This is a genomic window from Thiopseudomonas sp. SA1F2-1K (genome assembly GCF_057443035.1).
Window position 1 is genome coordinate 2,166,837 of the sequence record NZ_CM172014.1, and the last position, 16,429, is coordinate 2,183,265.

Genomic DNA, 16,429 nt, shown 5'->3' on the forward strand with positions numbered 1-16,429 from the left:
TTATCCATCGGCATTTTTTAACGCCTCATCCGCCGATTATTTTGGCTGATGGGCGCTTAGATCAATGCCCATGGCTTTGGCCACACCCTGACCATAAGCAGGATCTGCCTGCATACAGTGGCAAATATGTTTCATTTTAATTGCCTCTGGTACACCCTGCATATTGCGTGCCGTGTTTTCAAACAACACTTGTTGTTGCTCTTGGCTCATTAAGCGGAACAAATTACCTGGTTGAGTAAAGTAATCTGGCTCGGTTTCCCAGTAATCAAAACGATCGGCCATATCGCCAATCGCTAACGGCGGCTCAGAAAAATCTGGCTGCTGCTGCCACTCGCCATAGCTATTTGGCTCGTAATGCAAACGACTGCCTTGGTTGCCATCTACACGCATCGCGCCGTCACGGTGAAAACTATGGTATGGGCAACGTGGTGTGTTAACCGGAATTTGCGCATGGTTCACGCCTAACCGATAACGCTGGGCATCGCCATAAGAGAACAAACGTCCTTGCAGCATACGGTCGGGTGAAAAGCCAATACCGGGCACAATGTGCGCCGGGTTAAATGCTGCTTGCTCAACATCAGCAAAATAGTTTTCAGGATTACGATTTAGCTCAAAATAGCCCACTTCAATCAGCGGATAATCGCCTTTTGGCCAAACCTTAGTCAGATCAAACGGATGATACGGGACTTTTTCTGCATCAGCTTCGGGCATGATCTGCACAAACATCGTCCAACGCGGATAATCACCACGCTCAATCGCTTCATATAGATCGCGCTGTGAGCTTTCTCGATCTTGCCCCACTAACTCGGCAGCTTCTTGATCGGTCAGGTTTTTAATCCCTTGCTGGGTACGTAGGTGGAATTTCACCCAGTAGCGCTCATTATCGGCGTTAATAAAGCTAAAGGTATGGGAGCCAAAACCATGCATATGACGATACGAAGCAGGAATTCCGCGATCACTCATCACAATAGTCACTTGGTGCAAGGCCTCAGGTAAACCAGTCCAGAAATCCCAGTTATTGGTCGGGCTACGCATATTGGTGCGTGGATCACGTTTTACCGCGTGGTTTAAATCGGGAAACTTCAGCGGATCACGGAAGAAGAATACAGGGGTGTTGTTGCCGACTAAATCCCAGTTACCTTGCTCGGTATAAAAACGCATGGCAAACCCGCGAATGTCGCGCTCAGCGTCTGCAGCGCCTCGCTCTCCTGCCACGGTTGAGAAACGCACAAACATTTCAGTTTGTTTACCAATCTCAGAAAATAATGCGGCTTTAGTGTATTGGCTAATGTCGTGGGTTACGGTGAACTGGCCAAATGCACCAGAACCTTTCGCATGCATGCGGCGCTCTGGGATCACTTCGCGATCAAAGTGTGCCAACTTTTCTAAAAACCATACATCCTGCAGCAACATGGGCCCACGTGGACCTGCCGTTAAACTGTCCTGGTTGTTGGCAACCGGTGCACCAGAAATACTGGTGAGTTGGGGTTTCTTAGTGGTGGTCATATTACTGCTCTCCTAATGATTTAAGAACGCCTTTAGACTAGTGCCACAACCTACATAGCTCCAATCAATTAAAATCAATAACCTTATAGCTTAAACTAATCACCTGCCTTTGCTGCGCTCGACTATAAATCAACCCACACACCTGAGCTTTGTTGCTCACACGCCGGTTTTAAATAGGCAGCATCACTGGCAACTCCGTAATAATGCACATCTTGTTGATAGGCCACGCCCTGCACTTTAGCACCTCGACATACCCCAAAGGCACCTGTCGGACACAACGCAGTAAGGGTTACCTTAACCTCCTGCTCTTGCAGCTGTGGCGCACAAAACCCTTCTTCAAATAGCTGTTTAGGAATATTGCGATTTTGCTGACAAACTTTCACCTCAACATGAGCATCTTGAGCCTGAATAATACAAGCCTGTGGCCAAGCTAAAGCGGGCAAAAAAGCTAAAACAGTGGCTATCGCCATCCACACACGCATCATGCAAAAATTCCCTAAGCAAACAGTTAAGATCTAAATAGTAGCACTTGCCACCTCAGCAAAACACAGCCACCATGCTACTCATTTTACCGCTTAACTGTACATCCTATGCTAAAACATATTCCCACGCATTTAATTACTGGCGCACTGGGCGTTGGTAAGACCACAACGCTGATTCATTTACTCAAACAACGGCCTGAGCACGAACGCTGGGCAGTGCTAATTAATGAGTTTGGGCAAATTGGTTTAGATCAAGCATTATTAAGTTCTGATGATAGCGAGATTACGCTCAGCGAGGTCGCGGGTGGCTGTGTGTGCTGCGTAAACGGAGCACCTTTTCAAGTGGCATTAACTCGCCTGTTAAAACAAGCCAAGCCCACTCGCTTATTTATTGAGCCTTCTGGACTTGGGCATCAGCCACAACTGTATCGCCAACTACAAGAAGCGCCTTGGAATGAAGTGCTGAGCTTACAACCAACAGTAATTATTGCTGCCGCGGAGGCCACACTTAGCCCGGCAACGCTAGCTGATGCTCAGCGCAGCTTATTAGAAAAAGCAAAGTTGCTACTGGTTAATAAAGCCGAGCAGTTAAATGCAACTGAGCAAGCAACCATTAAACAGCGGTTTGCTCCGCTCAACGTGCTATTTACCACTCAAGGTCAGCTCAAGCTGGAACAGCTGCCAGGTATTGAGCATACTGCAACTCTTGCTAACCTAGACAATCTGCCCAATGTTACAACAGCTGTTGTGGGTGAGGTTTGGCTCGATCCCAAGCAGCCTATTTGCTCGATTCAGGCCCAAGCAGAGGCGTGGAGCATTGGCTGGAAATGGCACAGATCTCAGCAGTTTGACTTAATGCGCTTACAGCTGCTGATCCAGCATCTACCTTTTATTCGGGCTAAAGTAGTGGTGCATACCAATGCTGGCTGGTTATCAGCTAATGCCACTACACAACAGCCGCTGCATTGGCAAAGCAGCGCTTGGCAAGAAGACTCGCGCATCGAATTAATTTTTGACCAAGCCCAAGCCAGTGATACCCTCACTCAGTATTTAACCGCTTGCCTTGTACCGCCAACGGCTAAGGAATAACCCACCATGCACCTAATACCTTGGGAATATCAATGCTCGGCAGGCTTTAAACTACGGGGTTGGCGTAGCGAGCCCAGTGGCAAGCCGCTCTTACACTTTTTACATGGGAATGGTTTTTGTGGGCTGACCTATACCCCCATGCTAGAGCTTTTAAGCCAGCAATTTGACTTGTGGTTATGCGATGTACAAGGCCATGGCGACAGCGAAAGTGGCGCTAAATTTTTGGGCTGGAATAAAAATGCCGAACTCGTAACCGAGGCATTTACCGCACTCAACCCTGCACCTAATCAGCCCGTTTATGCAGTAGGCCATAGCCTAGGCGGCGTATTAAGTAGCTTAATCATGGCAGCACAGCCTCAACTGTTTAAGCAAGCGGTATTACTTGATCCGGTATTTTTTACCCCCAATATGATCTTAGCCATGCATGGCATGCGTTGGCTCGGCTTATCAGAGAAACATGAAATGGCCAAACGAGCACGGCAGCGCCGTGATAGTTGGCCTAATCGGCAGGCGGCTTTTGCTGGCCTTAGAACACGAGGCGCTTTTAAAAGCTGGCGTGATGAGGCGCTCTGGTCTTATGTCAATCATGGCTTACATGAAGTACAAGGCGGAGTAACGCTTAAATGTCGTCCACAACGTGAGGCTGACTTTTTCGCCTCATTTCCCCGTAACTTGTGGCGCTCACTAAAGCGAGTACAAACACCCGTTAAGGTGCTCTACGCTGAGCAGACCTTTCCCTTTGTCGAGCAATCAATTAAGCGCTGGAGCAAACTTAATCCTTGCATCAGCTATCAACAAGTACCAGGGGATCACTGCTTTATGCAACAGAACCCAGCTCATACAGCTGAACTGATTAGACAATATTTCATACCAAGCTGCTCTTAAGTTATAAAAAAACCGATTTAGTCGAAACTAAATCGGTTTTAATCAGCAACTAAACTTTAGCTAACTAAGTAACATTGAAGTCTCTTATTCTGCTAAGTTTTTCGCTACAAAATCCCAGTTAACTAAGTTCCAGAACGCTTCTAGATAGTTAGGACGTGAGTTGCGGTAATCAATGTAGTAAGCGTGCTCCCACACATCACAGGTCAGCAGTGGCTTATCTTCAGTTGTTAGTGGGCAACCTGCGTTTGAGGTGCTCGCTAAGGCTAAAGAACCATCAGCTTTTTTCACTAACCAACCCCAACCTGAACCAAAGGTACCGATGGCATTTTTAGTGAACTCTTCTTTGAATTTTTCAAACGAACCAAATGACTGGTTGATTGCTTCTGCTAATTCACCCGTTGGCTCACCACCACCGTTCGGCGCTAAGCAGTTCCAGTAGAAGGTGTGGTTCCAAACCTGAGCTGCGTTATTGAAGATACCGCCGCTTGAAGTTTTAACAATTTCTTCTAGGCTCTTACCTTCAAAACCACTGCCTGGCAGTAAGTTATTTAGGTTAACCACATAGGTATTGTGGTGTTTGCTGTAGTGATAATCTAAAGTTTCCGCAGAAATATGAGGCTCAAGCGCGTCTTTTGCATAAGGAAGTGCTGGTAATTCAAAAGCCATGATTCTCTCCAGTTTTTCATCAGGACAAGGCAAATAAGGCAAACTTACTTATAGCGTCAGCAAGTCAGGGCTTGCTGATTCGAGCTTGCCGTTGAGTTTTCATCATACCACTAGATTGATTGATGTGGCTATTTTGCTCATAGACTTGCTACTTCTAACCCAGCTCCCCAAATCAACTGCGCCGCTACAGCAAACATCATCAGCGCGACAATAAAGTCAATCACGCGCCACGTGGCAGGCCGTGCTAACCAAGGAGCTAACTTAGCTGCTAATAAGGCCAAGCTGAAAAACCATAGGCCCGAGGCTAAGGTAGCACCTAGAATATAGCCTATTGGTGATGGCTGCTGCGCACCTAAGGCACCAATCAAGAGAACGGTATCTAGATACACATGGGGATTAAGCAAGGTCACAGCTAAGGTGGTTAGCAAAGCTACTTTTAGTGACTTTGGCGCTCTGGCTTGCTGCTGCTCTAAACTTTGCTGACGCAATGCCCGCATTAATGCCTGCAAACCGTACCAGCCTAAAAATAGCACGCCACCCCAGCGCGCCACGGCCAATAATATTGGATGCGTTGCAAAAATTTGCGCTAGCCCAAATACGCCTAAGCTAATTAACACCACATCACAGAGCACGCAAACCAAGGCAATCACTAGATGATGCTCGCGCCTTAAGGCTTGGGATAAAACAAAGGCATTTTGTGTACCTATCGCCATAATCAAACCAAGGGTAACTAAAACGCCATTCATCAGGCTTTGTTGCATGTTGTTCTCATCTTTAAAACGTAAACAAAAAAGCCGCCCAAACAGGCGGCTTTACTGATAGCGCTGTCTCTTACAGACCAGACATCTTCTTGATCGCAGACATCATTTCGTCTTCAGAGCAATCATTACAGGTACCCATCGGTGGCATAGCGTTTAACCCTTTAATTGAGGTTTGTAATAACGCATCTAAACCGCCCTGTGCATCTGCACGCTCTTGCCAAGCAGCCGTTTCACCAATTTTTGGCGCACCTAAAATACCTGCACCATGGCAAGCATTACAGTGTTTGGCAATAATATCGTCTGCACTACGGCCGGCTGCACCAGCTGCCGGTGCACCACCTGCAGCAACAAGTGCTTGCTCACACTCATCACCTTTTAAGCAGACTTCACCTACTGGCTTAATACGATCAGCTACTGCTTCATCAGTGGTCGCTTGAGCACTCACAGCCCACAGAGATAAAGCAGCAACGTTTGCTACGAGTAATTTTTTCAATAAGTTCACAGTACACCCTCTTTGTGGCTTTTCACTCTCGCGGCCACGGTCAACGCGAGCGGGCCATAGTATAGCCACTAGCAAGCCAATCGGAAACAGCTAAAGTCGTGGTTTATTAGTTAATTGGTTGCAACCACAAGCGAATAACTCATTGATTTAGCAATAACTGAGTGGCACCCGCTTTAGATTGCACAGCAATTGATAACCGATGGTGTCGGCCTGTTGCGCTACCGTGTCGACACTGACCTGTTTACCCCATAACTCTACTCGACTACCAATGCCCGCCTCAGGCAAATGCGTAATATCAACGGTTAACATATCCATTGCCACTCGCCCAACTAATTGCGCAGGCTGCCCATCAACCGTAACTGGCGTTCCATTTTTAGCTTGCCGCGGATAGCCATCCGCATAGCCCATAGCGACAATCCCTAGTCGAGTAGGCGCTGAGGTTACATAATGCCCACCATAACCAACTGCCTGCCCGGCTGCTAAGGTTTGCACGCCAATAATTTTAGATTCCAGGGTCATCACAGGCTCTAAGGACTCAGTTAATCGATTAGCACTTGGAAAAGGATTAGCTCCATACAGCATGATGCCAGGGCGCGTCCAGTTACCTGCCGCCGCTGAAGTACTTAACAAAGCTGCTGAGTTAGCCAAACTTAACGAGGTGTTAAGTTGCTTTTGTAGCGCTAAAATCGCCTGCAGTTGCTGCAAGGTGACTGGACACTCAGGCTCATCAGCTCGAGCAAAGTGTGTGCTTAATCCCAATAATCGCACCTGCGGCAAGGCGGCTAGTTGTTGCCAAACCGCTAACACTTGCTCAGGCTGAAAACCTAAACGATGCATTCCTGTATCCACTTTCAACCAAACGGCTACAGGCTGCTGACTAGATAAACGCGCTAAGGCTGCAATTTGCCACGCCGAGTGCACCACACACACCAGTTGCTGCTCAGCAATAAAAGGCAATTCAGCCGCATCTAAAAAGCCCTCCAGCAACACGATGGGCTTACGGGTTAGACCCGCTTCAATTAATCGCGCGGCCTCTTCAGTAAAGGCTACCGCAAACGCATCCACTTCATCTTGTAACGCTGTGGCGCAGGGAATTAAGCCATGCCCATAGGCATCGGCTTTTACCACCGCCATCATCTGTTCTGGCGAATGCTGACGTGCCACCCGTGCGTTATGCACTAAGGCGGATAAATCAATAACTGCGCGTGCTGGACGCATGGTTTTAAGATCCTTCACTAGGAATTAACGATAACGAAAAATAGAGAGGCCTTCAGTATCAATGGCCGGAGCGCGATTTGCCATTAAATCGGCTAAATAATGGGCAGAACCACAGGCCATAGTCCAACCGAGCGTGCCATGCCCGGTATTGAGCAACAGATTTGTATAGGGTGTAGCGCCAATCACTGGCGTGCCGTCCGGGGTTGCTGGGCGCAAACCGGTCCAAAATAGCGCTTGTTGTAAATCACCAGCACCTGGGTAAAGATCATTGACTACCCAACTCATTGAGGCTTTACGCTCAGGATTTAACGCTAAATTATACCCCGATAACTCAGCAAAACCGCCGACCCGAATCCGCTGCTCAAAACGCGTAATTGCTACTTTATAGGTTTCATCAATCACCGTCGCTTCAGGCGCTTGCGCTGGCTGCACGATTGGCAAGGTTAAGGAGTAGCCTTTCAATGGATATACGGGCAGTTGAATTCCCAAAGGTTTAAGCAATAAGGGTGAGTAACTACCTAACGCCACCACATAACGATCAGCGGTTAGCAATTGGCCATTAACCGACACACCGGTTACTTGCTGACCCTCTGTGTGTAAGCGTTCAACCTGTTGCCCAAACTTAAACTCCACACCGAGCTCGCGAGCACGCTCTGTGAGCTGTTTGGTGAACAAGTTACAGTCGCCGGTTTGATCATTGGGCAAACGCAACGCGCCCGATAGTTTGGTCACTGACTGCGCCAGACCTGGCTCATACTGCAGAATTTGTTCTGGGCTTAGTAGCTGATACGGCACGCCAAACTGCTGCAAGATCCGAATATCTGCCGCCGCCGCGTCCAGTTGCTGCTGGCTGCGAAATAATTGCATGCCGCCCAGCTGACGACCTTCATAAGCCAGCCCAAGCTCACTACGCAGTTCATCTAAGCAATCTCGACTGTATTCCGCCAAGCGCACCATCCGTGCTTTATTAATTTGGTAGCGGCCTGCAGTGCACTGACGCAGCATTTTCGCCATCCACAAATACTGTGCAGGATCTTTCGTGAGTTTAATAGTCAAGGGCGCATGTTGCTGTAGCATCCACTTAATCGCCGCTAAAGGCACATGGGGCGCCGCCCAAGGTGAGGCGTAACCAGGAGAAATTTGCCCCGCATTACCAAAGCTGGTTTCCTCGGCCGTCGTGGCTTGGCGCTCAAGCACCGTCACAGCGCAGCCTTGCTTTGCCAAATAGTAGGCTGTTGTTACGCCAATGACTCCACCACCTAAGACTAGAACCCGCATTATTCACCTCACTCGTTGACTTTATTGTCGCATCTGCTTGCAGTCTTTACCTTTCATTAGTATAAAAGCTTTTTTCTAGTGCTTTTCACTATAATTAAAGCCTTTTACGGCGGTTCTATCGGGAATAATCACTATTTCTCTAGGAGATTCTCCTTGCAAGCAGCTCAGACTACTAAACGTCAATTGGATAAGATTGATCACTGCATTTTACGCATCCTGCAAGAAGAGGGACGCATCTCTTTTACCGAGTTAGGCGAGCGCGTTGGTCTCTCCACCACGCCCTGTACCGAACGGGTCCGCCGCTTAGAGCGTGAAGGCTATATTACTGGATACCATGCCCGGCTAAACCCACAATTGCTCAATGCAGGTCTATTAGTCTTTGTCGAAATCAGCCTTGACTATAAATCGGGCGATATTTTTGAAGCCTTTCGCCAAGCCGCTTTGAAGCTGCCCCATGTTTTAGAGTGCCACCTAGTCTCAGGCCACTTTGATTACCTGATTAAAGCGCGTATCTGCGAGATGGCTTCGTACCGCAAATTGCTAGGCGATATTTTGCTCAAACTACCTAATGTGCGTGAATCTAAAAGCTATATCGTGATGGAAGAAGTCAAAGAAAGCTTAATTCTTCCGATTCCGGAATAAACGGAATCGGCCACGCCCAAGGCTGCTGCGTTAATTTAAAGCCATAAAAAAACCCGCCAATGGCGGGTTTTCTCAAAGACGCATCAATTACTTGATTTTGCCTTCTTTATAGATCACATGCTTACGCACAACTGGATCGTATTTTTTGATTTCGATCTTATCAGGAGTGGTACGCTTGTTTTTGTCTGTAGTGTAGAAGTGGCCTGTACCAGCGCTAGACACTAAACGGATTAAATCACGCATGATGTTCTCCTTAAACCTTTAGGCCACGAGCACGTAGCTCGCCCAATACTGCATCAATACCACGCTTATCAATTACGCGCATACCTTTAGCTGATACACGTAAGCGTACAAAGCGCTTCTCGGACTCAACCCAGAAACGATGGTACTGCAAGTTTGGTAAGAAACGACGACGGGTTTTGTTATTTGCGTGGGAAACTTTGTTCCCAGTAACTGGACCCTTACCAGTTACTTGACATACTTTTGCCATGCCTCAGCCCTCTGAAACCACATGCCCAACCCGGCATGGGTTGGCTGCTTAAACTCAAAAATTTAGTTAGCAAGTAGCTGAAAAACAAAGAGTTTTTCTATGCTATGCAGGCGTTTACGCCCATCTCGTTGGGTTTATTCTGGCTATTTAACCAAGGCTAATAGCAGAGCCACCCGAAAAAGAGTCACGCTTTATAGCAGAAAACAGCTGTTTTCGCAACCAAGACTCTTCAACTCACGATTTTTTGTAAACGCGTATTGTAACTTACATCCAGCCATTTTCAACCATTGATAGCGGTTCTCCCTCACCAACGATAAAATGATCCAGCACGCGCACATCAATTAAAGCAAGCGCTTCAGTTAAACGCTCAGTCAGTATCTTATCCGCCTGACTAGGCTCTGAGACACCCGAAGGGTGATTATGAGTCAAAATCAGCGCCGCTGCGTTGTTTGCTAAAGCACGTTTGACGACCTGTCTTGGGTAAACGCTGGCACTGTCAATGGTGCCATAAAATAATGGTTCAAAAGCTAAAACGCGATGCTTGGCATCTAAAAACAAACAGGCAAATACCTCATGGGGCTCATGTCGTAACTTGGCTTTTAAAAAGTCACGCACCGCTTGTGGGCTTTCTAAGGCCGAGGCCCGCTGAATTGTTGCTTGTAGATGGCGCCGCCCCATCTCCAATACTGCCTGTAACTGCACATACTTAGCAGGTCCCAAGCCTAGATGATCAGTAAACTCTGCTAGTTCAGACTCTAGTAATTGCCGCAACCCACCAAACTCATGCAATAAGTAGCGCGCCAGCTCTACCGCATCCATTCCCTTAACACCCGTACGCAGAAAAATGGCTAATAACTCAGCATCTGTCAGTGCTGCAGGGCCTAATGTGAGTAGTTTTTCCCGAGGTCGCTCAGCGACCGGCCAATGTTTAATACTCATCCTTATTTCTCCTATGGATGCATCCGCTGCGGCTGAACTAAATAGGGCTATATGGTATGTTAGCGTGATTTTATTCCTTTGCTTATCTCTCCCTAAAAACTAAAAGGCAGGCTTATGCAGCGATTGCACAATAAACGCGTACTTCTTGGCATTAGTGGAGGCATTGCTGCCTATAAAAGTGCTGAACTGGTGCGCCGTCTAAAAGATCTGGGCGCAGACGTGCAAGTGGTAATGACCCAAGCAGCGCAAGAATTTATTACCCCACTGACTTTGCAAGCCCTGTCTGGTCACCCTGTGCATACTGATTTGCTCGATCCTGCTGCTGAAGCAGCCATGGGCCATATTGAACTTGCACGCTGGGCAGATATTGTCTTAATCGCTCCAGCTACGGCCGACCTCATCGCCCGTATTAGTCAAGGTGTCGCCAATGATCTACTCACCACCTTGGTCTTAGCCACAGACGCTAAAATTGCGTTAGCGCCAGCCATGAATCAGGCCATGTGGCGTGATAGCGCGACCCAAGCCAATATTGCCTTATTAGCCCAACGTGGTTATCTATTATTTGGCCCAGCTGCTGGTCAGCAAGCCTGTGGCGATCTAGGTTTAGGGCGCATGGAAGAACCCGCCGCTTTAGCCCAAGCTTTAGCCGATACATTTCAAACGCAAGCTCTCACGGGTAAGCATGTCGTGATTACTGCAGGTCCTACCCGCGAAGCCATTGATCCCGTGCGTTATATTACTAACCATAGCTCTGGCAAAATGGGCTTTGCCCTAGCCACTGCCGCAGTGGAAGCGGGTGCTAAAGTGACCTTAGTCTGCGGCCCTGTGCATCTGGCTACACCAGACCGAGTACAGCGGATCAATGTAGAAAGCGCCCGCGATATGCTCGATGCTTGCGAGCAAAGCATGCCTTGCGATATTTTTATTGCTGCCGCGGCCGTTGCCGACTATCGCCCAGCAACCATCGCCGAACAAAAGCTAAAAAAAGACCCTCTAGCCGAAGAAGGTATGCAAATTGAGCTAGTGCGCAACCCTGATGTACTGGCCACCATTGCCAAACGAGCAGATCGTCCTTTTTGTGTGGGTTTTGCTGCAGAAACTGAGAACCTTCTGGCCTATGCTAGCAGCAAGTTACAACATAAAAATCTGGATCTAATTGTGGCCAATGATGTCGCCAATCAAAGCATCGGCTTTAATAGCGATGAGAATGCCATTACTATTATCGACCGCAACCAACAGCAGCAACACTTTGCCCAAGCTAGTAAACAAAAAATTGCTGCCCAATTAATTGATTTTATTGCTCAACGTAGCTCAAAGGCTTAATACACTATGCTTTCTATGCAAACCAAAGTGCTCGATCCTCGCTTAGGTACTGAATACCCACTACCCGCCTATGCCACCCAAGGTTCAGCTGGATTAGATCTACGCGCGATGCTGCAGCAACCCCTCACCTTACAACCGGGCGAAACCCAACTGATTCCAACCGGTTTGGCCATGTATATTGCCGATCCCAAGGTGGCAGCTATGGTGCTGCCGCGCTCAGGCTTAGGCCACAAGCATGGCATTGTGCTAGGCAATCTGGTGGGTTTAATTGACTCCGACTACCAAGGCGAGCTGATGGTGTCCTGCTGGAATCGTGGCTCAACTCCTTTTGTGATTGAAGTGGGCGAGCGCATCGCACAACTAGTGCTGGTGCCGGTACTACAAGCCGAACTACAGCTAGTTGATGAGTTTGTCGCCAGCGAGCGTGGCACCGGCGGCTTTGGGCATACGGGACAACAATAATCGCTGTTTTCATTGAGCTGGCTTTACATGTTAGATAGGGAGTTTTTCTCATGCAGCACTCACCTCTTACTCCTGGTACAGCAGGCCTTCCCGATGCACTGCCAGCAGCCAAGCATAAAAGCCTGCTTTCTAGCGCTTTAATCATTCTTATTAGTCTGCTGCTAGCCGCTGCTGCTTTATTTTTCGGTGCGCACCAGCAACAGCAGCAGCAACTCACGCAAGCGGTACAAACGCTAGGGCAAAGCCAAGCCCAAGCGCTCAAGCAAGCATTAACTTATCTACAGCAAGAAACTCAAGCGGCAGCTAATACTCCAGAGCTCGCTAGCGCCTTAGCCTCGGCTGATGCGCTCAGTATCCAAGAAGCCGAAATTGCGCTACTCAACCGTGCCGGTTTAGTTGATGCCCATCTCAGCCCGCTAAAAAAAGCAGTACAAGAACCGCACCGGCCTGCGCCTATCCGCTTCGCTGCACTGGATTTAATTCATCGCACCGAGCAAGGGTTTAACACCCAAGTAGAAGCACTTCAAGTAGAAAATCGCTGGTTCCTCTACAGCGCCCAACTGCTGCCAAATAAAGCAGGCACCTTACTGCTGGTCTATGATTTAGAGCACTTACTGGCGCTGATTCCGCGCTTAGATGCCGCACAAGGCCAAGTAGTGATCCAACAACAATTTGGCTCTGAACCAAGCTTAGAGCTCTTTCGCTATGGTCAAGCAGCGCCTACTGCGGCTAGTCAGACCTTTGCTAGTGCTGGCCATTGGCAGGTGCAGTTTAGCGCTGGACCGGCCCTACTGCAGAACCACTACCCGTTAACCATGCTATTACTGGCGGCCGTGCTGATGTTCGCCGGCGCTTTTACAGCACTCTTAGTCAGTCGACGCCAGCTGTTGGCGCATGCTCCACACCTGCCTCACCGAGCCAGTTCGAGTATTCCAGTTACGCCTGCGTCTGCTCCTGCGCCAACGGTTGCCACAGCCACCCCAAGCACCGCAGCCTTTGCACTGCAACCTACTTCCATCACTGAATCATCCTCTCCTAGCAGTGCTGAGGATAGTTTAGAATTTGATTTTATCTCCGCACCTGATGAGGCCTTCGACTTGCTTTCCACTACGCCCACGCTGAGCAGCCCCGACGCTGCAACAGCCCAACACATTGCCGCAGAAATTTTCCGTGCCTACGATATTCGCGGCATCATTGATCAAACTATTACCACAGATACTGCCTACTGGATTGGCCGTGCAGTGGGTACTGAAAGCCGCGCGCAAGGTGAAAACACTGTAATTATCGCCCGCGATGGGCGTTTATCTGGTCCAGTGCTCAGTACCGCGCTCTGCCAAGGCTTAACCGAAGCCGGTTGTGATGTGATTGATCTAGGCATGGTCCCCACCCCAGTGCTGTATTTTGCGACCCACACCCTAAATAGCCGTTCAGGGGTGATGATTACTGGCAGCCATAACCCGCCCGATTACAATGGCTTTAAAATAGTCATTGCCGGTGAAACCCTATCCGGTGAACGTATTACGGCACTGCATACCCGTATCCAAAATAACGACTTAACCAGCGGCAATGGTGCAGTCAGTGAATACTCGATTGAAGATCAGTACATCGACTACATTACTCAAGATATCGTGCTTTCTCGTCCAATGAATGTCGTGATTGACTGCGGTAACGGCGTCGCCGGCGTGATTGCCCAGCGCTTATTTGAAGCCATTGGCTGTACCGTTCATGCATTGTATTGCGAAGTAGATGGCACCTTCCCTAACCACCATCCCGATCCTAGCAAAGCAGAAAACTTAGTGGATTTAATTGCCGTAGTGAAAGCCAAGCAGGCTGATCTAGGGATTGCTTTTGACGGTGATGGTGACCGCTTAGGCGTGGTCACTAACCAAGGGCAAATGATTTTCTCCGACCACCTGATGATGCTCTTGGCCAAAGATGTGGTGTCGCGTAACCCTGGCGCTGATGTCATTTTTGACGTGAAATGCACCCGCCGTCTAGCTGCTGTGATCAGTAACTACGGTGGCCGGCCGATTATGTGGAAAACCGGGCATTCGCTGATCAAATCAAAAATGAAAGAAACTGGTGCATTACTGGCCGGTGAAATGAGTGGCCATATTTTCTTTAAAGAGCGCTGGTTCGGCTTTGATGATGGACTCTATAGCGGCGCTCGCCTGTTAGAAATTTTAAGCTTAGAAGACGCAGACAGCGCCAGCATTTTTGCAACCTTCCCACTAAACTTAGCCACTCCAGAAATCAACCTAGAGGTTACCGAGGCGACCAAGTTTGGCATTATTGAACGCCTACAACAGCTGTCAGACTGGGGCGATGGTAGCATCACCGCAATTGATGGCGTGCGAGTTGATTATGCAACCGGCTGGGGACTAATTCGCGCCTCTAATACTACTCCAGTATTGGTATTGCGCTTTGAAGGTGAAAGCGAGCAAGAGCTGCAACGAATCCAAGCGATTTTCCGCCAGCAGTTATTATCGGTAGCGCCTGATCTAAGCCTGCCTTTTTAGTTTGATTTTTTATTTGCGGAGCTCCCATGCCCCTTAATCGTAGTGATGCAGCCCATGTTGCTGAAGTGCTCTCTGAAGCACTGCCTTATATTCGTCGCTTTGTCGGCAAAACCTTAGTTATTAAATATGGCGGTAACGCCATGGAAAGCGAAGAGCTAAAAAATGGCTTTGCTCGCGATATCGTCCTAATGAAAGCGGTTGGTATTAACCCGATTGTGGTTCACGGTGGCGGTCCACAAATCGGTGAGCTATTACAGCGTCTTAATATTGAAAGCCGCTTTATTGATGGCATGCGCGTTACCGATGAAAAAACCATGGATGTTGTAGAAATGGTGCTCGGTGGCCAGGTGAACAAAGACATTGTCAGCCTAATTAACAACCATGGTGGACGTGCAATTGGCTTAACTGGGCAAGATGCTGGTCTGATCAAAGCCCGCAAACTCACAGTAACTCGCAAAACACCAGAAATGACTAAGCCTGAAATTATTGATATTGGTTTAGTTGGTGAAGTTGCCAGCGTCAATGCTGATCTGCTGGATATGCTGGTCCAAGGCGACTTTATTCCCGTAGTTGCGCCAATTGGCGTAGGCGTCAATGGTGAGTCTTTCAACATCAATGCCGACTTAGTGGCTGGCAAGGTAGCTGAAGCAGTAGGCGCTGAAAAGCTGATTTTACTAACCGATATTGCCGGACTGCTAGATAAACAAGGTAATGTCTTAACCGGGCTTGATACCGCTCAAGTTGATGCGCTAATCGCCGATGGCACTATCTATGGCGGTATGCTGCCAAAAATTGGCTGCGCCCTCGATGCTGTCCAAGGCGGCGTAACGAGTGCACATATCATTGATGGCCGAGTGAAGCATGCGGTGTTACTCGAGATCTTCACTGACCATGGGGTCGGCACGCTCATTACTAATCATTAAGTTGTGCAATTTTTAAGCCAGCAACAGCTAGCGTTGTTGGCTTAAAATTCTTTGCAACTGCTGACGATCCCGTTCAAATTGCTCAGCTAACTGAGCTCTCTGCGCTTTATACGACTGAATCTGGGTCGCTAAGCGCGTTTCATCCTGCTCAAAGTCTCGTACTTGAATCAATAGATGCTCAGGCACTTCACGTCCGGCCCGTTCGTGGGTTGCTGCTTGCTGCTGCACCCTGAGTTTCTGTGCTGTAACCGTTTGCAGCCCACCTTCAGCTAAGCGAATTTGCCCATCAATCTCCGCTAACTTACGTGTCTTAGCACGATTTAGGTCTTCCTCACGGTTATACAGCTGCAATAGTTTTCGATCTTGCTCTTGCTTCCGCTGCGCGGCAATGCGTGCTTGATGCTCTTCGGCAGTTAAAGCCCGGGGAATAGTTCTAATCACCTGCCCCGATTTATTCAGCACCTCGTACCCTTGACCAATATACTGTGCCGGCACGCCTTGCCGATCCAATACAACATGACCATTTTCATCTTTATAGCGATAAATCTCTGCCATTGAAATTGATGCTACTAAATAAACAGCCACTCCAATCAACAGCTTAAAGCGCTTAATGGTCATACTTGGCTCCTAAACCGAGTGAAAGTGCGCAACCTGCAAGCTTTACCTTTAAAAAAGCCGCTTTATATTACCGTTTTACCTATTAAAAAATATATCTATTATACGATGCCACTGCATCTTTTTAGT

At 48.3% G+C, this 16,429-nt stretch carries 18 protein-coding genes; 7 read left to right on the plus strand and 11 right to left on the minus strand.

What is annotated here, in order from left to right; all coding sequences use genetic code 11:
- Nucleotides 1–36 precede the first annotated feature (36 nt).
- Nucleotides 37–1,506, minus strand: a complete 1,470-nt coding sequence (locus tag AC2T15_RS10510) for a catalase (RefSeq protein ID WP_053100563.1) — start codon at nucleotides 1,504–1,506, stop codon at nucleotides 37–39.
- Between the two features lie 122 nt (nucleotides 1,507–1,628).
- Nucleotides 1,629–1,988: an NADH:ubiquinone oxidoreductase gene (locus tag AC2T15_RS10515; RefSeq protein WP_286593468.1), complete on the minus strand. Its 360-nt coding sequence runs from the start codon at nucleotides 1,986–1,988 to the stop codon at nucleotides 1,629–1,631.
- A 108-nt stretch (nucleotides 1,989–2,096) separates the two neighbouring features.
- Between AC2T15_RS10515 and AC2T15_RS10520 the strand changes: the two genes are divergently transcribed.
- Together AC2T15_RS10520 and AC2T15_RS10525 are read left to right on the plus strand one after the other, a co-directional pair.
- Nucleotides 2,097–3,077, plus strand: a complete 981-nt coding sequence (locus tag AC2T15_RS10520) for a CobW family GTP-binding protein (RefSeq protein WP_486778248.1) — start codon at nucleotides 2,097–2,099, stop codon at nucleotides 3,075–3,077.
- A 6-nt stretch (nucleotides 3,078–3,083) separates the two neighbouring features.
- Nucleotides 3,084–3,962 (plus strand): alpha/beta fold hydrolase, encoded by an 879-nt coding sequence (locus tag AC2T15_RS10525; protein WP_053100565.1) that lies wholly within the window; start codon nucleotides 3,084–3,086, stop codon nucleotides 3,960–3,962.
- An 84-nt stretch (nucleotides 3,963–4,046) separates the two neighbouring features.
- Here the strand turns inward: AC2T15_RS10525 and sodB are convergent, their stop codons facing one another.
- From sodB to AC2T15_RS10550, 5 genes are all read right to left on the minus strand, one after another.
- Nucleotides 4,047–4,628 (minus strand): superoxide dismutase [Fe], encoded by a 582-nt coding sequence (sodB, locus tag AC2T15_RS10530; RefSeq protein ID WP_286593391.1) that lies wholly within the window; start codon nucleotides 4,626–4,628, stop codon nucleotides 4,047–4,049.
- A 137-nt stretch (nucleotides 4,629–4,765) separates the two neighbouring features.
- Nucleotides 4,766–5,389, minus strand: a complete 624-nt coding sequence (locus AC2T15_RS10535) for a LysE/ArgO family amino acid transporter (protein WP_053104878.1) — start codon at nucleotides 5,387–5,389, stop codon at nucleotides 4,766–4,768.
- Between the two features lie 70 nt (nucleotides 5,390–5,459).
- Nucleotides 5,460–5,891 (minus strand): c-type cytochrome, encoded by a 432-nt coding sequence (locus tag AC2T15_RS10540; protein ID WP_053103022.1) that lies wholly within the window; start codon nucleotides 5,889–5,891, stop codon nucleotides 5,460–5,462.
- A 147-nt stretch (nucleotides 5,892–6,038) separates the two neighbouring features.
- The gene (alr, locus tag AC2T15_RS10545) at nucleotides 6,039–7,109 is read right to left on the minus strand and encodes an alanine racemase (RefSeq protein ID WP_286593393.1); all 1,071 of its coding nucleotides are present in this window, start codon (nucleotides 7,107–7,109) and stop codon (nucleotides 6,039–6,041) included.
- A 24-nt stretch (nucleotides 7,110–7,133) separates the two neighbouring features.
- A complete protein-coding gene (locus AC2T15_RS10550) occupies nucleotides 7,134–8,387 on the minus strand; it encodes a D-amino acid dehydrogenase (RefSeq protein WP_486778249.1) in 1,254 nt (417 codons plus the stop codon).
- A gap of 153 nt (nucleotides 8,388–8,540) precedes the next feature.
- Here AC2T15_RS10550 and AC2T15_RS10555 point away from each other — a divergent pair, with 153 nt between their 5' ends.
- The gene (locus tag AC2T15_RS10555; protein WP_053100571.1) at nucleotides 8,541–9,029 is read left to right on the plus strand and encodes a winged helix-turn-helix transcriptional regulator; all 489 of its coding nucleotides are present in this window, start codon (nucleotides 8,541–8,543) and stop codon (nucleotides 9,027–9,029) included.
- Nucleotides 9,030–9,116: 87 nt separating this feature from the next.
- Here AC2T15_RS10555 and rpmG read toward each other — a convergent pair whose 3' ends face one another.
- The 3 genes from rpmG to radC all read right to left on the minus strand — a co-directional run bounded on the left by rpmG (nucleotide 9,117) and on the right by radC (nucleotide 10,458).
- Nucleotides 9,117–9,272, minus strand: coding sequence for a 50S ribosomal protein L33 (gene rpmG, locus AC2T15_RS10560; protein WP_053100572.1), 156 nt, complete (start codon nucleotides 9,270–9,272; stop codon nucleotides 9,117–9,119).
- Between the two features lie 10 nt (nucleotides 9,273–9,282).
- Entirely contained in the window at nucleotides 9,283–9,519 is a 237-nt protein-coding gene (gene rpmB, locus AC2T15_RS10565; protein WP_053100573.1) for a 50S ribosomal protein L28, read from the minus strand.
- 264 nt (nucleotides 9,520–9,783) lie between these two features.
- On the minus strand, nucleotides 9,784–10,458 hold the full coding sequence (radC, locus tag AC2T15_RS10570; RefSeq protein ID WP_486778250.1) for a RadC family protein: 675 nt from the start codon (nucleotides 10,456–10,458) through the stop codon (nucleotides 9,784–9,786).
- A 114-nt stretch (nucleotides 10,459–10,572) separates the two neighbouring features.
- Here radC and coaBC point away from each other — a divergent pair, with 114 nt between their 5' ends.
- From coaBC to argB, 4 genes are read left to right on the plus strand one after another with little or no spacing between them, the layout of a single operon-like run.
- Complete coding sequence (gene coaBC / locus AC2T15_RS10575) at nucleotides 10,573–11,781, plus strand: bifunctional phosphopantothenoylcysteine decarboxylase/phosphopantothenate--cysteine ligase CoaBC (RefSeq protein ID WP_286593395.1); 1,209 nt, start codon at nucleotides 10,573–10,575, stop codon at nucleotides 11,779–11,781.
- A gap of 6 nt (nucleotides 11,782–11,787) precedes the next feature.
- Nucleotides 11,788–12,243: a dUTP diphosphatase gene (dut, locus tag AC2T15_RS10580; RefSeq protein WP_286593396.1), complete on the plus strand. Its 456-nt coding sequence runs from the start codon at nucleotides 11,788–11,790 to the stop codon at nucleotides 12,241–12,243.
- Nucleotides 12,244–12,293: 50 nt separating this feature from the next.
- Complete coding sequence (locus AC2T15_RS10585) at nucleotides 12,294–14,762, plus strand: phosphomannomutase/phosphoglucomutase (RefSeq protein WP_486778251.1); 2,469 nt, start codon at nucleotides 12,294–12,296, stop codon at nucleotides 14,760–14,762.
- 26 nt (nucleotides 14,763–14,788) lie between these two features.
- Entirely contained in the window at nucleotides 14,789–15,685 is an 897-nt protein-coding gene (gene argB / locus AC2T15_RS10590; RefSeq protein ID WP_486778252.1) for an acetylglutamate kinase, read from the plus strand.
- Nucleotides 15,686–15,712: 27 nt separating this feature from the next.
- Here argB and AC2T15_RS10595 read toward each other — a convergent pair whose 3' ends face one another.
- On the minus strand, nucleotides 15,713–16,303 hold the full coding sequence (locus tag AC2T15_RS10595; RefSeq protein WP_486778253.1) for a DUF4124 domain-containing protein: 591 nt from the start codon (nucleotides 16,301–16,303) through the stop codon (nucleotides 15,713–15,715).
- Between the last annotated feature and the right edge of the window lie 126 nt (nucleotides 16,304–16,429).